The organism is Sporosarcina trichiuri (genome assembly GCF_030406775.1).
Taxonomy (GTDB): Bacteria; Bacillota; Bacilli; order Bacillales_A; family Planococcaceae; genus Sporosarcina; species Sporosarcina trichiuri.
In genome coordinates, this window is record NZ_CP129119.1 from 770,713 (window position 1) to 789,765 (window position 19,053).

General features: G+C 56.1%; 23 protein-coding genes and 1 other annotated feature. Of the genes, 22 read left to right on the forward strand and 1 reads right to left on the reverse strand.

Features of this window, described 5'->3' with window-relative positions; translation table 11 throughout:
• Positions 1 to 42: 42 nt before the first annotated feature.
• From QWT68_RS04135 to QWT68_RS04240, 22 genes are all read left to right on the forward strand, one after another.
• Positions 43 to 1,059, forward strand: a complete 1,017-nt coding sequence (locus QWT68_RS04135) for a rod shape-determining protein (protein ID WP_040286362.1) — start codon at positions 43 to 45, stop codon at positions 1,057 to 1,059.
• 19 nt (positions 1,060 to 1,078) lie between these two features.
• On the forward strand, positions 1,079 to 1,972 hold the full coding sequence (mreC, locus tag QWT68_RS04140; RefSeq protein ID WP_040286363.1) for a rod shape-determining protein MreC: 894 nt from the start codon (positions 1,079 to 1,081) through the stop codon (positions 1,970 to 1,972).
• Positions 1,969 to 2,490, forward strand: coding sequence for a rod shape-determining protein MreD (mreD, locus tag QWT68_RS04145; RefSeq protein ID WP_040286364.1), 522 nt, complete (start codon positions 1,969 to 1,971; stop codon positions 2,488 to 2,490). The genes mreC and mreD overlap by 4 nt, the downstream gene beginning before the upstream one ends.
• A gap of 27 nt (positions 2,491 to 2,517) precedes the next feature.
• Entirely contained in the window at positions 2,518 to 3,189 is a 672-nt protein-coding gene (locus tag QWT68_RS04150) for a septum site-determining protein MinC (RefSeq protein WP_040286365.1), read from the forward strand.
• A gap of 1 nt (position 3,190) precedes the next feature.
• The gene (gene minD / locus QWT68_RS04155) at positions 3,191 to 3,988 is read left to right on the forward strand and encodes a septum site-determining protein MinD (RefSeq protein ID WP_040286366.1); all 798 of its coding nucleotides are present in this window, start codon (positions 3,191 to 3,193) and stop codon (positions 3,986 to 3,988) included.
• Positions 3,989 to 4,123: 135 nt separating this feature from the next.
• Entirely contained in the window at positions 4,124 to 4,675 is a 552-nt protein-coding gene (locus tag QWT68_RS04160) for a hypothetical protein (RefSeq protein WP_290149764.1), read from the forward strand.
• Positions 4,672 to 5,283 (forward strand): zinc metalloprotease, encoded by a 612-nt coding sequence (locus QWT68_RS04165; protein WP_290149766.1) that lies wholly within the window; start codon positions 4,672 to 4,674, stop codon positions 5,281 to 5,283. Before QWT68_RS04160 ends, QWT68_RS04165 begins: the two co-directional genes overlap by 4 nt.
• A 44-nt stretch (positions 5,284 to 5,327) precedes the next feature.
• Positions 5,328 to 5,402, forward strand: a sequence feature (ribosomal protein L21 leader region).
• A 14-nt stretch (positions 5,403 to 5,416) separates the two neighbouring features.
• Positions 5,417 to 5,725, forward strand: a complete 309-nt coding sequence (gene rplU, locus QWT68_RS04170) for a 50S ribosomal protein L21 (protein WP_040286369.1) — start codon at positions 5,417 to 5,419, stop codon at positions 5,723 to 5,725.
• Between the two features lie 6 nt (positions 5,726 to 5,731).
• Entirely contained in the window at positions 5,732 to 6,055 is a 324-nt protein-coding gene (locus tag QWT68_RS04175) for a ribosomal-processing cysteine protease Prp (protein WP_290149767.1), read from the forward strand.
• Between the two features lie 16 nt (positions 6,056 to 6,071).
• Entirely contained in the window at positions 6,072 to 6,362 is a 291-nt protein-coding gene (gene rpmA, locus QWT68_RS04180) for a 50S ribosomal protein L27 (protein WP_025783524.1), read from the forward strand.
• 587 nt (positions 6,363 to 6,949) lie between these two features.
• Positions 6,950 to 7,474: a Spo0B domain-containing protein gene (locus tag QWT68_RS04185; RefSeq protein ID WP_290149770.1), complete on the forward strand. Its 525-nt coding sequence runs from the start codon at positions 6,950 to 6,952 to the stop codon at positions 7,472 to 7,474.
• Between the two features lie 11 nt (positions 7,475 to 7,485).
• Positions 7,486 to 8,778, forward strand: a complete 1,293-nt coding sequence (gene obgE, locus QWT68_RS04190; protein ID WP_040286371.1) for a GTPase ObgE — start codon at positions 7,486 to 7,488, stop codon at positions 8,776 to 8,778.
• 34 nt (positions 8,779 to 8,812) lie between these two features.
• Positions 8,813 to 9,268, forward strand: coding sequence for an ACT domain-containing protein (locus QWT68_RS04195; RefSeq protein WP_040286372.1), 456 nt, complete (start codon positions 8,813 to 8,815; stop codon positions 9,266 to 9,268).
• A gap of 14 nt (positions 9,269 to 9,282) precedes the next feature.
• Positions 9,283 to 10,167, forward strand: a complete 885-nt coding sequence (gene pheA / locus QWT68_RS04200) for a prephenate dehydratase (protein WP_290149774.1) — start codon at positions 9,283 to 9,285, stop codon at positions 10,165 to 10,167.
• A gap of 53 nt (positions 10,168 to 10,220) precedes the next feature.
• The gene (gene safA, locus QWT68_RS04205; protein WP_290149775.1) at positions 10,221 to 11,507 is read left to right on the forward strand and encodes a SafA/ExsA family spore coat assembly protein; all 1,287 of its coding nucleotides are present in this window, start codon (positions 10,221 to 10,223) and stop codon (positions 11,505 to 11,507) included.
• Complete coding sequence (locus QWT68_RS04210) at positions 11,508 to 12,401, forward strand: phosphotransferase (protein WP_290149777.1); 894 nt, start codon at positions 11,508 to 11,510, stop codon at positions 12,399 to 12,401.
• A 117-nt stretch (positions 12,402 to 12,518) separates the two neighbouring features.
• On the forward strand, positions 12,519 to 13,124 hold the full coding sequence (gene ruvA, locus QWT68_RS04215; RefSeq protein ID WP_290149778.1) for a Holliday junction branch migration protein RuvA: 606 nt from the start codon (positions 12,519 to 12,521) through the stop codon (positions 13,122 to 13,124).
• A 36-nt stretch (positions 13,125 to 13,160) separates the two neighbouring features.
• A complete protein-coding gene (ruvB, locus tag QWT68_RS04220; protein WP_040286375.1) occupies positions 13,161 to 14,165 on the forward strand; it encodes a Holliday junction branch migration DNA helicase RuvB in 1,005 nt (334 codons plus the stop codon).
• Between the two features lie 90 nt (positions 14,166 to 14,255).
• Complete coding sequence (gene queA, locus QWT68_RS04225) at positions 14,256 to 15,305, forward strand: tRNA preQ1(34) S-adenosylmethionine ribosyltransferase-isomerase QueA (RefSeq protein ID WP_040286376.1); 1,050 nt, start codon at positions 14,256 to 14,258, stop codon at positions 15,303 to 15,305.
• Positions 15,305 to 16,444: a tRNA guanosine(34) transglycosylase Tgt gene (tgt, locus tag QWT68_RS04230; protein ID WP_040286377.1), complete on the forward strand. Its 1,140-nt coding sequence runs from the start codon at positions 15,305 to 15,307 to the stop codon at positions 16,442 to 16,444. Before queA ends, tgt begins: the two co-directional genes overlap by 1 nt.
• Positions 16,445 to 16,480: 36 nt before the next feature.
• Positions 16,481 to 16,756, forward strand: a complete 276-nt coding sequence (gene yajC / locus QWT68_RS04235; RefSeq protein WP_040286378.1) for a preprotein translocase subunit YajC — start codon at positions 16,481 to 16,483, stop codon at positions 16,754 to 16,756.
• 120 nt (positions 16,757 to 16,876) lie between these two features.
• On the forward strand, positions 16,877 to 17,518 hold the full coding sequence (locus QWT68_RS04240) for a DUF421 domain-containing protein (protein ID WP_040286379.1): 642 nt from the start codon (positions 16,877 to 16,879) through the stop codon (positions 17,516 to 17,518).
• Here QWT68_RS04240 and QWT68_RS04245 read toward each other — a convergent pair.
• The gene (locus QWT68_RS04245; protein ID WP_290149784.1) at positions 17,509 to 19,029 is read right to left on the reverse strand and encodes a putative polysaccharide biosynthesis protein; all 1,521 of its coding nucleotides are present in this window, start codon (positions 19,027 to 19,029) and stop codon (positions 17,509 to 17,511) included. The two genes, QWT68_RS04240 and QWT68_RS04245, sit on opposite strands and share 10 nt — an antisense overlap.
• Positions 19,030 to 19,053 lie beyond the last annotated feature (24 nt).

Genomic DNA, 19,053 nt, shown 5'->3' on the forward strand with positions numbered 1-19,053 from the left:
ATCAAGCCTCATAAAACGGTACTGCAGAAAGGAAGAACGAATTTGTTTGGACTAGGAGCGAGAGATGTCGGGATTGACCTCGGCACCGCCAATACGTTGGTTTTCATCAAAGGAAAAGGCATTGTTCTGCGGGAACCATCCGTAGTTGCGAAAAATACGATGACAAATGAAATTGTCGCAGTCGGAAGCGCTGCGAAAAATATGATCGGCCGGACGCCGGGTTCGATCGTGGCGACACGTCCGATGAAAGACGGCGTCATCGCGGACTTCGACATTACGACAGCGATGATCGAGCATTACATGAAAGAAGCGACAAAGGCATCAGGCGGCGCTTGGAAGAAGCCGAACGTGATGATCTGCGTGCCGTACGGCATCACTTCCGTCGAGCAGCGTGCGGTCATCGATGCAGCCCGCCAGGCAGGCGCAAAAGACGCGTATACGATCGAAGAGCCATTTGCGGCAGCGATCGGTGCGAACCTTCCTGTCTGGGAACCGACAGGCAGCATGGTCGTCGATATCGGCGGCGGTACGACTGAAGTTGCGGTCATTTCACTCGGCGGCATCGTCACGAGCGAGTCGATCCGTGTCGGCGGGGATACGATGGACGCAGCGATCATCAGCTACATACGCAAGACGTACAACTTGACGATCGGGGAACGCACTGCGGAAGCCATCAAGATCGAGATCGGTTCGGCGAGCGCTGTCGAAACGGCCGAGAAGATGGAGATCCGCGGACGTGACCTTCTGACAGGCCTGCCGAAGACTCTTGAGATCTCACAGGATGAAATCGTCGAAGCGCTTCGCGAATCACTGCTCCAGATCGTGGACGGGGTGAAGAAGACGCTTGAGACGACACCTCCTGAGCTGTCGGCGGATGTCATGGAACGCGGAATCGTCCTGACAGGCGGCGGTGCACTGCTGCGCAACCTGGACAAGGTCATCTCCGACGAAACGAATATGCCGGTGTTCATCGCCGAGGATCCGCTTGATTGTGTCGCGATCGGGACAGGCAAAGCACTCGAGAATTTCGACGTCATCAAGAAGATGCAGGCGAAATAAGTAAGGGAGGAACTCGGCAATGCCGCGATTTTTTTCGAACAAACGACTTATTTTACTGCTCGTGGGCGTGATTGTCCTGGTGGCATTGATTGCCTTCTCCATGAAAGACCGGCAGAGTGCCAGCCTCCCCGAAAAAATGGTGAAAGACGTGGTCGGTTTTGGACAATCGCTGTTTTCAAAACCGGCGCATGCCATCACCGGCTTTTTCGATGATATCGATGGAATTCTGAATACATATGAAGAAAACCGGACGCTGAAAGCGCGTCTGACCGAGTATGCATCCAACGAAGTCGAGCTTGCGGATGTGAAAGAGGAGAATGAGCGGCTGCGCAAGATTGTCGGCAAACAGGACGATCTGCGCGCCTACGATCCGGTCCAGGCGACCGTCATTTCACGCAATCCCGACCAATGGGAAGAGAAGATCATCATCGACAAAGGTGAGAAACACGGCGTCCAGCTGAACATGGCAGTCATGACATCGAGCGGCCTCGTCGGAAAAGTCGTCCTCGTCACAGCATTCACCTCGACTGTCGAACTGCTGTCGACGGAGAACCAGAACTTCCGGGTCTCCGCGATGATTCCCGGCAAGAAAGATATTTTCGGCCTGATGGAAGGGTTCGACCATGAACGCGGCGAATTGATCATGAAACGGATCGATTCGAATTTCGAGGTCAAAGTTGGACAGAAAGTGATGTCCTCCGGTCTCGGCGGAATCTTTCCTAAGGGACTGCTGATCGGGGAAGTGACCGAAGTGTCGACCGACGATTACGGGCTCACGAAGCTGGCGTATGTCCGTCCGGCTGCTGAATTTTCGATGCTCGATCATGTGATGGTCGCAAAACGGCAGTCTGAAACAGCACAGGGGACCGACTCGGCGAAAGCGTCTGCAGCGGAGGGGGAGGAAGGATCATGACCCGATTCCTCATCCCTCTGCTTGCGGTCGTTTTGTTTTTCGTGGAGCCGGTCTTCAGCCTGTTTTCGCCGATCGAGCTCGGGGATGTGCGCTATACGCTCGTCCCCCGGTTCCTGACCGTCTTCCTCGTCTTCCTTGCCTGCTACTATGGCCGGCGGAAGTCGATAATTTACGGTTTGGTCTTCGGCCTCTTGTATGACATGTACCACATTGATATTATTGGGATATATGCATTTCTCTATCCGCTCATTTGTTACTTGGCGGCAGTGCTCATCCGGCAGGTCCACCGCTCCATCTTTTCGGTGATGGCCCTGTCCCTCGGCATGATCATCCTGCTCGAGATGATGTCCTATCTGTTCGCAAGTCTCATTGCGCTGACGTCGATCGGCTTCGAAGCCTTTCTGACAACGAGGCTCGTGCCGACCGTCATTGCGAATTCGGTCTTCATCCTGTTGTTCGGCTGGGTGTTCCATACCTGGCTGTACAAACGAGTCATAGAGAAGCAGATCGGTATGTAATTTACGCGATAGGGGCGGGTGAGGCAATTGCCGAAACAACAACTGGTAACGATAAAAGGGACGAAGGACGGACTGGTCCTGCGGCTGGACGATCAATGCGCGTATACGGATCTTCTGGAGGAACTCGGCCGCAAGACGCAGGATCCGGGACTGGAAGGTGCCGTCGAGGTGAAGATCCATACCGGCCACCGGTACTGCAGCGACAAAGCGATGAAGGAGATCATCCAGACGGTGCAGTCTGCCGGACAATTGCGGGTTTCAAAGATTCAAAGTGATGTCATCACGATGGAAGAGTGCAACCAGCGTGTGCGGGAACAGCAGTCGGAGACGTACATCGGCATCGTCCGTTCCGGGCAGGAAGTCCGGGCGGAAGGCGACCTGGTCGTCATCGGCGATGTCAATCCGAACGGTTTCGTCTCGGCAGCAGGAAGCATTTATATATTAGGACGCCTGAAAGGGAAGGCGCACGCCGGCTGCACCGGCAACCGGGAAGCGGTGATCGCCGCTTCCTGGCTGGAAGCGACCCATCTTATCATCGCGGACCAGATGGAGACGATGACCGATGAACTGGCGATTCTGTCCGAGTCGCCTGAAATGGAATGCGCCTACCTGCATTCGAATGGGTTCATCGCCATCGACCGTCTGCAGGACTTGAGACTGCTGCGTCCGAATCTGTCTACATTCAAAGGGGGGAGCTAATGTGGGAGAAGCAATCGTAATAACATCTGGGAAAGGCGGAGTCGGGAAAACCACTTCGTCTGCGAACCTGGGCACTGCATTGGCCCTTCAGGGAAAGAAAGTCTGTCTGGTCGATACGGATATCGGCTTGCGGAACCTGGACGTCATCCTCGGTCTTGAGAACCGGATCATCTATGATCTGGTCGACGTGATCGAAGGACGCTGCCGGATCCAGCAGGCGCTCGTCAAGGACAAGCGGTTCGACGACCGGCTGTTCCTGCTGCCTGCCGCCCAGACGACCGACAAGAACGCCGTCACACCGGAGCAGATGAAAGATCTGATCACCGAACTGAAGCGCGATTATGATTACATCCTGATCGACTGCCCTGCCGGCATCGAGCAGGGATACAAAAACGCGGTTGCCGGCGCGGACCGGGCGATCGTCGTGACGACCCCCGAGATTTCGGCCGTCCGTGATGCGGACCGGATCATCGGCCTCCTCGAACAGGAAGACATCGAGCCCCCGAAGCTGATCATCAACCGGATCCGGCGGTCGCTGATGAACCAGGACGACATGCTGGACGTCAACGATATCACGACACACCTGTCGATCGACCTGCTCGGCATCGTGCTCGATGATGAAAACGTCATCTCATCGTCGAACAGAGGCGAACCCGTCGTCATGGATCCGAACAATCCGGCAGCGCTCGGCTACCGGAATATCGCACGCCGGATCCTCGGTGAGTCGGTGCCGCTCATGTCCATCGACACCGGAAAACCCGGATTCTTCGGCAAACTGAAATCTTTGTTTAAAAAATAAGTATACTTCCCCCTGTGCCTGCGCGGCATGGGGGCGTTTTATTTCCCCGGAAACGATGACAGGCAGCATCCGTCCGCCAGGTTCCCGACTATTCGGGCGGCCCTCCTCATATACTGGCAAAAAGGAGGAGTGCGCTTGAAAGCTAGGAAGAGATGGCTGGCGGCTCTGGTGTTCACGGCAGGTGTGCTCGGGGTGTCCCAATTGGAGAAGAACGGCACCGTCACCCGCCCGGTCACCCAGTATCTGTCGACGGGCCAGGATTTCGTTGCGATGAAAAAATGGGTGGCGTCAAAACTCGAACCTGAATCGAACGGCATGATCCAGGTGAGCGGGGAAGCGGTGCCCGTCGATCCGTTCGCGGCTTATGAATCGATGCAGCCCTACAAATCGGGGGTCATCCTGTCGTATGCGGAACCGCTGCCGATCGCGGCGAGGGGAAGCGGGCTCGTCGTCTTCACCGGTTTCACGAGACAGTCGGGCAAGACGCTCACTGTGCAGTACGACAATGGAGATGAAGTGACATACGGTTTCGTCGGATCGTTCGCGAAATTGCCATACACGGCGGTCGAAAGGGGGGACACGCTCGGCATGATGGAAGAAGGCGCGATGTATTTGAAAGTGAAGCGGGATGGACTCGTGCTTGACCCGACCGTCCTGCCTGCATTTTTCGAGGAAGTGGCGGAGTGAGATTCCGGCTGCACCCGGTCCTGCTTCCGCTATTCGTCTTCCTCGCCGTCATGGACGGTCTTGCTGCATATGTGATCGTGTTCCTGTCCCTGCTGCTCCATGAAGCGGGCCATATTGCGGCGGCGCTATTCTCGGGTATGCGTATCCGGTCCGTGACGATCTATCCGTACGGCGGGGAACTGGTCGTGCCGGACAGGGACACGTATCCGAAGCGGTCGCGTCTCCTTCTGGCGCTCGGCGGTCCGGGCGCAACAGCTGCTGTCCTGGCCGCTGCCTGTGCCATCCCGTTCCCGGGGGCTGATGACGTGATCCGCGTCCAGCTCGTCATCCTGCTCGTCAACCTCATGCCGATCCTGCCGCTCGACGGCGGACAGGCGCTGCTCGTGCTGTTCGAGAGTGAGACGAGCCGCTATTTCGACCATACGGCGTTCCTGCTGTTCTCGATCGGCTTCCTTGCCGTCGGCATCGCCCTGCTGTTCACCGGCCTGCCGGAAACCGCGCTGCTCATTGCTCTCGCCGTCTTCCTCGGTCTGCAGAACATCGGCGCGTTCCGCTACAGGCGATACCGGAGGATCTATGATCAGCTGAAAAGAAACCGGTTGACATGATATGCCGGGCTGTGATATTATTCTACTGTTATGTTTGTAGCGCACCCGTGCTGCAACCGCTCTGAACCGGGTACAAGCATCCACATGGATCACCCGTTAAGGCGAGTCTAAGACAATTCGAGGAGGTGCAAGTATGTACGCAATTATTGAAACCGGCGGAAAGCAGATCAAAGTGGAGCAGGGTCAGGAAATCTTCATCGAGAAATTAGTGGGAGACGCTGACGAGGCGATCACATTTGACAAAGTTCTTTTTGTAGGCGGAGATGACGTGAAAGTCGGCGCTCCATTCGTGGAAGGCGCAACTGTATCAGCGAAAATCGTGAAACAGGGCAAAGGCAAGAAAATCACTGTCTTCAAATACAAGCCAAAGAAAAACTACAGCCGCAAACAAGGTCATCGTCAGCCATACACGAAAGTTGTCATCGAAGGCATCAACCTATAAGCCGCGATGATTCAGCTGAGAATCGAGAAACAGCCGTCCGGCCGCATCACCTCATTTGAGATGAGCGGACATGCTGATTATGCGGAACATGGGAAAGACTTAGTGTGTGCAGCGGCATCCGCTGTGTCATTCGGCGCAGTCAATGCACTGATCGCACTGACAGGTATCACTCCGGTCATCGAACAGGGTGACCAAGGCGGCTATCTGAAAGTCGTTCTTCCGGAAACGGGAGATGACCATGACCAGCAGGTGATCATGCGGGCGATGATTGTTTCCATGGAGACGATTGAACAAGATTACGGGCAATTCATACAAGTATCCTATCAGTAAGCAGGAGGTGGAACATATGTTACGTTTGGATCTTCAGTTTTTCGCATCGAAAAAAGGGGTAGGTTCTACAAAGAACGGCCGTGACTCCGAATCGAAACGTCTTGGCGCAAAGCGTGCCGATGGACAATTCGTTTCTGGCGGATCGATCCTCTACCGCCAGCGCGGAACGAAAATTCACCCAGGTGAAAACGTAGGCCGCGGAGGCGATGATACTCTTTTCGCAAAAGTTGACGGCGTCGTACGCTTCGAGCGTTTCGGCCGCGACAAGAAAAAAGTAAGTGTGTATCCTGCAGTGCAGGAAGCATAAGAATTGAATCCAGAAAGGACTGCACACAGCATTGCGTGCAGTCCTTTTTTGGTTGATTGGGATTATCGGGCGCCGGGTGTCCGGTCAAGTTTTGGCAAGGGCGCTTCTAGCTGCGGTTCGCGTGCGGGATATGCGGGTGAGTCGAAGTAAGAAATGCTTTATTTGCACGAAGCCGAGAAAAACTGATCGTTCATGCAATAAGAACGCTTCTAATTGCACGAAGCTGAAGAAATTCCAGTCCTTCATGCAATTAGGCGGCCTCTATTTACACGAAGCCCCGAAAAACCGGTCACTTCATGCAATAAAGCCTGCCCCAACAGCCCGAACGCCAAAAAACCCTTCTCATGACCTAAGAGAGACCGCTATACGAGAACACAGCCGGCCGTTCCCGAATCAGCCCATAATTGCTCAAGCCCTTTCCTGCGCGGCAGCACGGACTCCCGGAACCGGCAGACTGCCGCGGGCGTAGACAGCGCTAAGAAATTTCATTGCAAAACCGGGTGCATCTGCAGCCGGCGAAACCGATTGACGCGGCCTGCCCGGATAGTGCTATACTGTAAGGAACGAAACGGCAGGCGGTGACAGGAATGAACGAATCGGAACTGACAGTACGGCAGGCGCTTCAGTATGCGCGGCACGACTTTTTGAATGAGCTGCAGCTCATCCTGATGCAGATGGATCTCGGCCGTGTGCCGGAAGCGCGGGACCAGCTGCTCGCGTCGACGGAACGGATGCAGCAGGCATCGCGGGTCGCCGGGCTCGGACTGCCGGCGCTCGAGACGTGGTTGCTTACGTTCGGCTGGCATTTCAAGGCGTTCGCGGCCGAACTGGTTGCGCAGACATCTCCGGCGGCCGCACCGCGGCAGGCCGATGACCGGGATGTCACGGAGTTTCTGGACGCCCTGTTCCGCCAGCTGGAAGAGCATGCGGATCCGTTTACGGATAACAGCGTGGAGATCATGGTATCCGCAGAGGATGCGGACTGGAAAGTGACACTGACGCTGCCCGTGCAGCCGATACCGCACGAATGGACATCGGAGGAGCGGGAACACTGGACTGCAGAGGTCTATAAAAGCAATGAGTATTGGACGTTCACGATCCGTGGACATTAGGAGGAACTGACATGTTTGTCGATCACGTAAAAGTGTATGTAAAAGGCGGCGACGGCGGCGATGGAATTGTCGCTTTCCGCCGCGAGAAGTATATTGCCTTCGGCGGTCCTGCCGGGGGAGATGGAGGAAAAGGCGGCGACGTTACATTCGTCGTGGACGAAGGCCTGCGCACGCTCATGGACTTCCGGTATCAGCGCCATTTCAAGGCGCCGCGCGGCCAGCATGGCGCGAACAAGAACCAGCATGGACGCCAGGGTGAGGACATGGTCGTCAAAGTACCGCCCGGCACGGTCGTCACCGATGTCGAAACAGGTGAGATCATCGCCGATCTCGTCGAGGACGGACAGCGGGCGGTCATCGCCCGCGGAGGACGCGGCGGGCGCGGCAACAGCCGTTTCGTGACTCCTCAGAACACGGCTCCAGAACTGTCGGAGAAAGGTGAACCGGGCGTCGAGCGCGAAATCAGCCTGGAGCTGAAAGTGCTGGCGGACGTCGGACTCGTCGGCTTCCCGAGTGTCGGAAAATCCACATTGCTGTCCGTCATTTCGTCTGCCAAGCCGAAGATCGGCGACTACCATTTCACGACGCTCGTCCCGAACCTCGGACTCGTCGAGACGGATGACCACCGGACGTTTGTCATGGCGGACCTGCCGGGGCTGATCGAAGGCGCCCATGAAGGTGTCGGGCTCGGTCACCAGTTCCTGCGGCACATCGAGCGGACACGGGTCATCGTCCACGTCATCGATATGTCGGGTCTGGAAGGACGCGATCCATTCGAGGACTTTGAAACCATCAACGCAGAGCTCGAACAGTATAACCTGAGACTGACGGAGCGGCCGCAGATCATCGTTGCGAACAAGATGGACATGCCGGATGCTGCGGACAATCTGGAACTGTTCAAAGAGCAGCTCGGCAAAACGGATCACAAGATCTTCCCGATCTCCGCTCTGACGAGGAACGGTCTGGAGGAATTGCTCTATGCAATCGCGGACCTGCTTGAAGTGACGCCTGATTTCCCGCTTCATGAAACCGCAGAGGACGAAGAAGAACACTCCGTCCTGTACAAATACGAACCGGAAACACCGGACTTCAAAATCACACGCGATGACGACGGTGCCTATGTCCTTTCTGGATACGCGATCGAGCGCATGTTCAAGATGACCGATTTCAACTTCGATCAGTCGGTCCGCAAGTTCGGGCGCCAGATGCGCGGAATGGGAGTCGATGACGCGCTCCGCGAACGCGGTGCACAGAATGGGGATATCGTGCGCCTGCTTGACTTTGAATTTGAATTTATCGAGTAAGACGGCCGTATTCAAGGCCGCAGGGGGATGAACGATGAAGCAGCTGGGAGAGGACCAGTTCTATCTGGTGCGCGAAGATGTTCTGACGGAGTCCATGCAGAAGATGCTGGAAGCGAAGCGGCTGCTCGCTGCGGGTGACGTGTCGACGATCCAGCAGGCGACTGCGCAGGTCGGCCTGTCGAGAAGCGCGTATTACAAATATAAGGACGCCGTCTATCCGTTCGAGGAGATTGCGCGCGAACGGGTGCTGACGGTGTTCATCCAGCTGGAGGATCTGAAAGGATCGCTCGCAGTCCTATTGGAGACCATCTCGTCCGTCCATTGCAACGTGTTGACGATCCACCAGACGATCCCCGTACAGGGAAGAGCCAATATTACACTGTCGCTGAACGTCACGGAAATGACGGTCTCGGTGGAGACGTTCATCCACAAACTGAACGCACCGAGTTTCGTCGATTCCGTCCATCTGGTCAGTTCTGGCGCGCTTTGAGAGGAGACCTGATGATGAATAGGAAAACCGCACAGCCGACGGTCGCATATTTGGGGCCTGAAGCGTCTTTCACCCATATCGCAGCGCGCGGTTTTTTCGGGCAGGGCGGTCTTGTGCCGTATCCGTCGATTCCGGACTGTATCGAAGCGGTGGCGGAGGGGCATGTCGCCTACGCCGTCGTGCCGCTTGAGAATGCACTCGAAGGGTCGGTGCCGCTGACGATCGATTATTTGTTTCACGGCAGTGAATTGTACATCAACGCCGAACTGTCAACGCCGATCCGGCAGCATCTGATGGTGCATCCGGAACAGGCGGACGGAACGGACAGACTCGACTCCATCCATTCACATCCGCATGCACTGGCGCAGTGCCATAAGTATCTGCAGTATCATTACCGGAGAGTGCCGCTCATCCAGACGTCATCGACCGCAGCGGCCGCAAAGTATGTATCCGAACATCCCGAACTTCCGATCGCGGCGATCGGCAACCAGCTTGCCGCGGAAACATACGGGCTCGAGATGGCGGAAACCTCGATCCATGATTTCCATTTCAACCATACACGGTTCGTTGTCCTGTCGCTCCGCAAGGAAACGCTGGAGATGGAAAACCCGGGACTGCTGAAAACGACTCTTATGGTGAAGCTGCCGCAGGACGACCAGCCGGGGATGCTGCATCAGATCCTGTCCGTCTTCGCCTGGCGGAAACTGAACTTGAGCAAGATCGAATCGAGGCCGCTGAAAACAGGTCTCGGCAATTATTTCTTCATTGTCGATGTGCTGGCGTCCGAGGGGGAACCGATGATGAAAGGTGCGCTTGAAGAATTGAAAGCACTCCATTGCGACGTGACATCGTTCGGTTCCTACCATACATATGACGACTTGCTGCCTGCCGATTCCTGATCGGCGGGCTTTTTCGTCTTCGCAGGTCTATTTCCTTCCGCAGGCTCGTATAGATGAATGAGAAGGCGCACTCCGGTGAATCGGTCACATGCCGGAGCGCCCGTTCATATGATGAGTCGATGGAAGGGGGACTTTACAGAGTGAATGTCCATATTGTTGTAAAAGGTGACACGCTTTGGAAGATTGCACGTCAATACGGAATTTCATTTGAGGAATTGAAAAAGGTGAATGCCCATCTCGCGAACCCGGACTACATAGTGCCGGGCATGAAAATTTTTCTGCCAGAGGGCGGAAAAGGGACGAAACCCCATTCCAAACCTCACAGCGGCCAGCCGCCGAAAGAGAAGATACCGCACATGGAGAAGCCGGCGAAACCACAGACACCGCCTGTGCCGCCTGTGACGAAACCGCAGCCGCAACCGGAACTGAAACCAGCTCCGAAGCCGCAGCCGAAACCAGAGGTGAAGCCGGCCCCGAAGCCACAGCCGGAAGTGAAACCCGTGCCGAAGCCTCAGCCGAAATCGGAAGTGAAGCCGGTCCCGAAGCCGAAACCGAAACCGGAAATCAAACCGATGCCGGAAGTGAAACCGTCTCCGATGCCGAAGCCGCCTGAAGCGGAAAAGCCCGTCTGTGAAAAGCAGATGCCTGCACCTGTTCCGCATCCGCATCCGCCGATGATGCAGCCGATGTATATCGGTATACCGTGCGGCTGGATGCCGATCTATGATGCGGACTGTTACCCGTATGGCCATCAGCATCTGCCGCCTGCACAGGAGATGCCGGTCCCGCCGATGAGTCCGCCTGTCCAGCCGGCGCCGATGACTCCGCCGATGCTGCCGCAGGATATGCAGGGGCCGCCTCACATGAGCCCGCTGCCGGAATCCCCGGACATGAATGACTGTCCGCCTGACGAATCACCGATCAAACCGGGCCAGTTCCCCGGCATGTCGCCATCCGATTGTGAAACGGATCACTGCGAATCCAGTTACCACCGTCCGCCTGCCCATGAGTCATCCGGCTTCGATCTGACACCGCCAGCCTATTGCCCGCCTGAAAACGGATACGTTCCGCAGCCGATCCCGCATCAGCCGCCTTACCAGCAGCCGCAGTTCCAGCAGCCGGTGTATCAGCAGCCGAACTATCCGATGCCGGGTATCCAGGCATCGCAGCATCCGAACTATATGCACTTGTGTACGTCATGCGGCTCCCAGATGTCTCCGTATCCTTATTACGGCATGGTACCGTACATGGCGCCTATGCCGTCCATGATGCCGGGTGCCCAATATCCGGAAATGCCGGGATACGGCCAGGAACAAACGGATCCGATGGATAATTGTTAAGTGAAGGAAAAACGGGAAACCTTATTCTTTGAAGTGAAACCGCACGTCTGGCGCCTTGAGGAAGAAGGCCAGTCGTTCGCGGTCAAACGGTATAAGGACAGCAAAGGGGCCGGGAAAGTGAGGAAACTGCACAATCAGCTGCAGGCTGTCGGGTTCCCATATATCGCTCCGCTGACCGACAAAGGGACCGACCATCTCATCATCCAGCCTTGGCTGTCCGGCACACGGCCTGTGGATTACGCGAGCATCACCGACCGGAGGGCATCCCTCCGGTCGCTCAATGCGCTTCATGCGACCCGTGAGGTTATCGACTGGAATTCCGTCACTTACCTGCCCCGGTTCAATCTGCATCGCAAGTGGGTGAGGCGGCTGGAACGGTTTAGACAGCAGGAAGAACTGATTGCAGGCCATATCGGCACCTCGGCATTCAGCGATATCTGCCTGTATGCAGAAGAGGCGCTGCTGAGGCTGGAGGGTGTCAGTGAAAAGGAAGAAGTGCCGACAATCCTGCATGGGGATGTCGTCCATCATAATCTGCTCGCAGCAGACGATGGAACGGTCTACCTGATCGACTTCGACCTTGCGGCTGTCGGTTCGGCATCTGCCGAAATCGCCCTCTGGCTGCACCGGGTCCTGCCTCATATGGCGTATGACGGGGAGCAGCTGTTCCGGGAGCTGCCCCGTCTGCAGGAGCTGAGTGAAGAAGCGCTCATCATGCTGCAGTATCCGAACGAAGTCATGCGGGAGTGGCTGTATTTTGCCGGACTGCCGGATCCCGGGCGGCACCGCATCCGGAACCATCTCGTGCAATTCACGAAACAGGGACTGCACGCCTGGCCGGGGCTGTGCCGCTTTTCGGACAGTCAGCTGCAGAGGAAACAAGACAGGACATGAGAACTGTCGGCCGCCGCCAAACGCGGCAGCGGACAGTTCTTTTTTCAATGCCAACTTTGCTGTGCTTTCGTCTGTCTGTGGTATACTGGATGATAAGACTCTAGGAGGTAAGCAGCATTGTATGATTACATAAAAGGGATCATCACAAGAGTGACACCCGAGTATATCACAATAGAAGCGAACGGTATCGGATTCCAGGTTTACACGCCGAATCCATATGCATTCCATCTGACGGAGAGCGTCCAGCAGGTGTTCATCCACCATCACGTTCGGGAGGATGCGGAACTGCTGATGGGCTTCCTGTCGCTCGAACAGCGGGAACTGTTCCGGAAGCTGATCACAGTCTCCGGTATCGGACCGAAGGGGGCGCTCGCCATTCTCGCAAGCGGCATCCCGTCGCAGGTCATCTCGGCGATCGAGCAGGAAGACGAGAAATTCCTCGTCCAGTTCCCGGGTGTCGGCAAGAAGACGGCCCGCCAGATGATCCTCGACCTGAAAGGGAAGCTTGCCGATCTGTTTACGGAAGTGGACATGCCGGAAGACGGTGATTCGCTCTTTGCGCTTGCTGAGAACGACTCACTTGCTGAAGCGATGCTTGCACTTGAGGCGCTCGGCTACTCGGCGCGGGAAACGGCGAAAGTGAAGAAAGTGCTCGAACAGGAGGACATGACAACGGAAGACTACATGAAACGTGCACTGCAGCTGCTGCTGAAACAGCAGTGACCTGCGCGGGCATAGATAAGAAAAGGAGGGAGTGCCGTGGATTCACGCGTACTGTCAAGTGAATTGTCCGATTTCGATGAGGGCTTCGAGCAGTCGCTTCGCCCGCAGATGCTCGCTCACTATATCGGACAGGACAAGGTGAAGGACAATCTGTCGATCTTCATCGAGGCGGCGAGACGGCGAAGCGAAAGTCTCGATCACGTACTGCTCTACGGACCGCCGGGACTCGGGAAGACGACGCTCGCATCGGTCATCGCGAACGAGATGGGCGTCAATGTGCGGATGACGAGCGGTCCTGCCATCGAACGGCCAGGCGACCTCGCGGCTGTCGTATCATCGCTCGAACCGGGGGATGTGCTGTTCATCGATGAAATCCATAGGCTTAACCGGGCGATCGAGGAAGTGCTGTACCCGGCGATGGAGGATTTCTCCCTCGATATCGTCGTGGGCAAAGGGCCTTCCGCGAAATCGATCCGCCTCGACCTGCCGCCATTCACACTGGTCGGCGCAACGACACGGGCAGGCTCGCTGTCGGCACCGCTACGCGACCGGTTCGGCGTACCGCTGCGGCTCGAATACTATGAAATCGAGCCGCTGCGCGAGATTGTCATCCGCAGCGCCGGCGTGTTCGACGTCAAGATCGACGATCAGGCTGCAGTCGAGATCGCCCGGAGATCACGGGGGACTCCGCGTATTGCAAACCGGCTGCTCCGCAGAGTGCGTGACTATGCTGAAGTGCGCGGGAATGGTACAATTTCTCTCGGAATTGCACAGGAGGCGCTGGAAATGCTCCAAGTCGACTCCCATGGCCTTGATCATATCGATCATAAGCTGCTGAAAGGGATGATCGAACGGTTCCGCGGCGGTCCGGTAGGCCTTGAGACGCTCGCTGCGAGTATCGGTGAGGAATCCGTGACACTCGAGGATGTCTACGAGCCGTATCTGCTGCAGATAGGTTTCCTGCAGCGGACCCCGCGCGGGCGGATTGCCACTCCATCCGCCTATGAACACTTCGGCCTTCCGGTGCCTGAGCTGAATTAACCAAGCCGGATGAAACCGGACTGCCAGCATCTTGTTTGGCTGGAACGGTGATTCCGCACATAGATTTGAATGAGTTAGGAGATTATAGCAATGGATGTTAATGACTTTGACTTCGACCTGCCCCAGGAACTGATTGCGCAGACACCGCTCGCCGATCGGACGGCCAGCCGGCTGCTTGTGCTCGACAGCGAAAGCGGGGAGGTCCGGCATACACAATTCCGCGCCATTATCGATGAACTGGAGGCAGGGGATGTCCTCGTGCTGAATGACACGAAAGTGCTGCCAGCCCGACTGATCGGTGTTAAGGAAGAAACTGGTGCTTCGATTGAAGTGCTGCTGCTCAAGGAAATCGGTGACAATGAATGGGAGACGCTCGTCAAACCGGCGAAACGGGTCAAGCCCGGTACGGTCATCACGTTCGGTGACGGCCGTCTGACAGCGGAGTGCACGGCTGTCGCCGACCATGGTGGACGCACGTTCAAGTTTTCGTACGAAGGCATCTTCTACGAACTGCTGGATGCTCTCGGCAAAATGCCGCTTCCTCCGTACATCACCGAAACGCTTGAGGACCAGTCGCGTTATCAGACAGTATTCGCCAAAGAACGCGGCTCAGCAGCAGCGCCGACGGCAGGTCTCCATTTCACGGAGGAACTGCTCGATGAACTGCGCGCAAAAGGGGTCGATGTCGAATTCATCACACTGCATGTCGGTCTGGGTACATTCCGTCCTGTCAGCGTCGATTCGATCGAAGACCATGAAATGCACGCGGAGTACTATCAGGTGACCGAGGAGACCGCTGCGGCCATCAACCGGGCGAAAGAACGCGGCGGCCGTGTGATCTCCGTCGGCACGACATCGACTCGGACGCTCGAAACGATTGCGAGTGAACACGACGGGAAGATCGTGGCCGGCTCCGGCTGGACATCGATTTTCATCTACCCGGGGTATGAGTTTAAGGCGGTCGATGGGCTGATCACGAACTTCCACCTGCCGAAGTCGACGCTCGTCATGCTCGTCTCCGCGCTCGCTTCCCGGGAATACATCTTGCAGGCCTATAAGCAGGCGGTCGATGAGAAATACCGTTTCTTCAGTTTCGGAGATGCGATGTTCATCCGCCCTGCACGAAAGGGGAACCACTAATGCCAGCAGTCACATACGAACATATCAAAACATGCAAACAGACGGGTGCGCGCCTCGGGATCGTCCACACCCCGCACGGCTCGTTCGAGACCCCGGCGTTCATGCCGGTCGGGACGATGGCCACAGTCAAGACGCTGTCGCCTGAAGAACTGAAGGAAATCGGTGCAGGCATCATCCTGAGCAACACGTACCACCTCTGGCTGCGGCCCGGCCATGACATCATCCGGGAAGCAGGCGGACTGCATAAGTTCATGAACTGGGACCGGCCGATCCTGACAGATTCCGGCGGCTTCCAGGTGTTCTCCTTGAGCGACTTCCGCAAGATCGAAGAGGAGGGCGTCCATTTCCGCCACCACCTGAACGGCAGCAAACTGTTCCTGAGCCCGGAAAAGGCGATGGAAATCCAGAATGCGCTCGGCTCGGATATCATGATGGCGTTCGACGAATGTCCGCCGTACCCTGCCACACATGACTACATGAAAGCGTCCGTCGAACGGACGTCGCGCTGGGCGGAACGCTGCCTGAATGCCCATCAGCGGCCGGAAGACCAAGGCCTGTTCGGTATCGTCCAAGGCGGCGAATTCGAAGACCTGCGCAGACAGAGTGCGAAAGATCTCGTGTCACTCGACTTCCCGGGCTATGCAATCGGCGGGCTGTCCGTCGGTGAGCCGAAAGACGTCATGAACCGGGTCCTCGAATTCACGACGCCTCTGCTGCCGGAGAACAAGCCCCGCTACCTCATGGGCGTCGGCTCACCGGATTCACTCATCGACGGCGCGATCCGCGGCGTCGACATGTTCGACTGTGTCCTGCCGACACGGATCGCCCGTAACGGCACGCTGATGACGAGCCACGGCCGTGTCGTCATCAAAAACGCGAAATATGAACATGATTTCGGTCCTCTCGACGAAAACTGCGGCTGCTATGCGTGCAAAAATTACAGCCGGGCCTATATCCGGCACCTGATCCGGGCCAATGAAACTTTCGGCCTCCGGCTGGCGTCTTATCATAACCTGTACTTTTTACTCCACTTGATGGAGGAAGTGCGGGAAGCGATCCGGCAAGACCGGCTCGGCGATTTCAGGGAAGAGTTTTTCGAGCAGTACGGTTTCAACAAACCAAATGCAAAAAACTTTTAATTCTTGTATACTAGTCAGGGTAGGGGGGGAATTTAGATGAGTGCAACGTTAGTAAACTTGCTGCCGTTCATCGCAATGATCGCCATCATGTGGTTCTTGCTGATCCGTCCGGCGCAAAAACGCCAGAAGCAGACAAAAGAAATGCAGACCAATCTGAAACGCGGCGACCGTGTCGTGACGATCGGCGGCTTGCATGGGACAATCGATGCAGTCGACGAAACATCCGTGTTTTTGAAGATGGCAGATGGTACAGTCCTTCAGTTCGACCGGCAGGCTGTCGGCCGTGTGACGGAAAGTACACCAGCTATCTGATAACCGAAAAAATGAAGCTGTCCGCCCGGGCTCATAATCCCGGGTGGACAGCTTTTTCTATTCTCTGTTTAAACGGGCGCGGGTCGGGGCAGACTGAAAGGCAAGGAGGAGGGACCCTGTATGCCTGATTTGCTGATTATTGCGTTACGTACCGTCTTTTTATATGCGCTTATCGTTCTGGTTTTGCGGCTGATGGGGAAGCGGGAAGTCGGAGAGCTGAGTGTCATCGATATAGTCGTTTTCGTCATTATCGCGGAGGTCGCTGCCTTTGCACTGGATTCCCCAGAGGAAAAACTCATCAATTCCATTCTGCCTATGCTCGTCTTACTGCTGATTCAATTCGGGTCTTCCTATATCTCTTTGAAAAACAAAAAGTTCCGGGACGTGGTCGATGGGGATCCGTCTGTCTTGATCCGGGATGGGGTCATCCAGGAAGAGGAGATGCGGAAGCAGCGCTACAACCTGGATGACCTGTTCCAGCAGCTGCGTGAACAGCAGATCGGCTCGGTGTACGAAGTCGACTATGCGTATTTGGAACCGTCCGGAAACCTTTCCGTATTCAAAAAAGGTGAGACCAAACCTGTCCTGCCGCTCATATTGGACGGGGACATCGACCGCCAGCACCTCGGCATCTATGAGAAAAGCGAGGACTGGCTGCTTGATGAACTGAAACAGAAAGGAATCACCGATCCCGCGCAAGTGTTCTACTGTGCCCTGGAAGGGAATGATTTCAGAGTCCAGCTGAAGAAAGATTACCTCTGACGCACGGCAAGTTTCCGGAAATGCCTGAAGTCCTCCCCGCGGATCTGTCCGGTGAAGAACAGGACGACCGCCAGGAACAGGGCAGTGATGCTGCAATCCGCGATCAGGCCGTACCCGCCGGTCGGGATGAAGATCGGACGCAGCACTGCTGTGATGATGAACGATGCATACGGCAGGACGAACATCGTGAAGCCGGTGGCGGTCTTCCGGTTCCTGCGCAGCGTTGCGATATGCAGGAAGGACGTGATGAGGACGCCGAAACCGATCGCCACGATGGCACCGGTCTCCTGGAGTCCGGGCTGGGACGCCAGGACAAACATGACGAGAAGCTTGGCAATCCCGCCATACACGGAATTCATCATCGCGGCTTTCGCTTCATCTGTCGCCTGCAAAATCGAGAACAGAGGGCTCTGAATGTAATAAAAGAAGAAGATCGGCGCAAGCACCACCATATACGAGGCCCCCTGTTTGACGTGGAACAGCGTCTCGGCCATCTCCTTGCCATGAACGAAGAAGACAGCTGCTGCAAATGCACCGGTCAGAGCCGATAACCGCAGAGACAAGTGGATGCGCTCCTGCAGTTTCTTGATATTTCCAGCCGCCGACGCACCGCTCACCGCGGGTACGAGTACGACGGACAGCGCATATGGTATGAACTGCGGGAACAGCAGCAGCGGGATGAGCACGCCGGAGATGACTCCGTACAGTGATGTTGCGGCTGCCGCCGTCAGACCGGACACAGCGAGCGCACGGATGAAGATGATCGGCTCGAGGAACCAGGTGAAACTGCCGAACAACCGGCTGCCTGAAGAAGGCAGGGCGACCGCAAGCAAAGGGTTCACCGGATACAGTCCGTCTTTCGACTGCAGGGATGCAGTCTTTTTTTGCTGTTTCTTGAACTTGATCCACAAATAGAGGACCGACACGGCTTCTGCAAGAAGAGTGATGCCCATCGCATATGCAGCATTCAGGGCAATACTGCCGTCAGTCAGGAAGTACGGCAGCATCCAGGTGATGAGCCCGATGCGGACGATCTGCTCGATCACCTGACTCCAGGCTGTCTCTTCCAGCCTGGCAATCCCCTGGAAATAACCGCGGATGATTCCGCCGACCGCCGCGATCGGCACGATGGCGATGCCTACAAATAACGTAACGGATGCCGCCGGATTGCCAAGGAGGGTATTCGACAGGAACGGGACAAACAAGATGGACAGCGGCAGGAAGATAAGTCCGGTGATGATTGTTAGAAGCACGGAAGATCGCATCACTTGTGCAAAGCGGGCGGATTGCCCTTTTGCCGTCAGCTCGGCGATCACCTTTGCAATGGCGATCGGGATCCCCAGCTGTACAAGAGACAGGAAGAAGATGAACGCCGGGTAAGCAGTCATATAGACACCGACCGCCTCTTCGCCGGCCACCCGCATGAACTGGATGCGGTATACAAAACCGAGCAATTTCGTCATAAAAACGGCGAAGGTCAAGATCACCGTTCCGCGGATAAATGAGGACATTGAAAACATCTCCTTCTCAAGTCG

Excerpts from the sequence above, each read along its gene's own strand:
- rplU (WP_040286369.1), top strand. The coding sequence starts at position 5,417 with ATGTACGCAATTATTGAAACCGGCGGAAAGCAGATCAAAGTGGAGCAG.
- obgE (WP_040286371.1), top strand. The coding sequence starts at position 7,486 with ATGTTTGTCGATCACGTAAAAGTGTATGTAAAAGGCGGCGACGGCGGC.
- pheA (WP_290149774.1), top strand. The coding sequence starts at position 9,283 with ATGAATAGGAAAACCGCACAGCCGACGGTCGCATATTTGGGGCCTGAA.
- rpmA (WP_025783524.1), top strand. The coding sequence starts at position 6,072 with ATGTTACGTTTGGATCTTCAGTTTTTCGCATCGAAAAAAGGGGTAGGT.
- mreC (WP_040286363.1), top strand. The coding sequence starts at position 1,079 with ATGCCGCGATTTTTTTCGAACAAACGACTTATTTTACTGCTCGTGGGC.
- safA (WP_290149775.1), top strand. The coding sequence starts at position 10,221 with ATGAATGAGAAGGCGCACTCCGGTGAATCGGTCACATGCCGGAGCGCC.
- mreD (WP_040286364.1), top strand. The coding sequence starts at position 1,969 with ATGACCCGATTCCTCATCCCTCTGCTTGCGGTCGTTTTGTTTTTCGTG.
- tgt (WP_040286377.1), top strand. The coding sequence starts at position 15,305 with ATGCCAGCAGTCACATACGAACATATCAAAACATGCAAACAGACGGGT.
- QWT68_RS04195 (WP_040286372.1), top strand. The coding sequence starts at position 8,813 with ATGAAGCAGCTGGGAGAGGACCAGTTCTATCTGGTGCGCGAAGATGTT.
- QWT68_RS04185 (WP_290149770.1), top strand. The coding sequence starts at position 6,950 with ATGAACGAATCGGAACTGACAGTACGGCAGGCGCTTCAGTATGCGCGG.
- QWT68_RS04240 (WP_040286379.1), top strand. The coding sequence starts at position 16,877 with ATGCCTGATTTGCTGATTATTGCGTTACGTACCGTCTTTTTATATGCG.
- QWT68_RS04245 (WP_290149784.1), bottom strand. The coding sequence starts at position 19,029 with ATGTCCTCATTTATCCGCGGAACGGTGATCTTGACCTTCGCCGTTTTT.
- queA (WP_040286376.1), top strand. The coding sequence starts at position 14,256 with ATGGATGTTAATGACTTTGACTTCGACCTGCCCCAGGAACTGATTGCG.
- QWT68_RS04175 (WP_290149767.1), top strand. The coding sequence starts at position 5,732 with ATGATTCAGCTGAGAATCGAGAAACAGCCGTCCGGCCGCATCACCTCA.
- yajC (WP_040286378.1), top strand. The coding sequence starts at position 16,481 with ATGAGTGCAACGTTAGTAAACTTGCTGCCGTTCATCGCAATGATCGCC.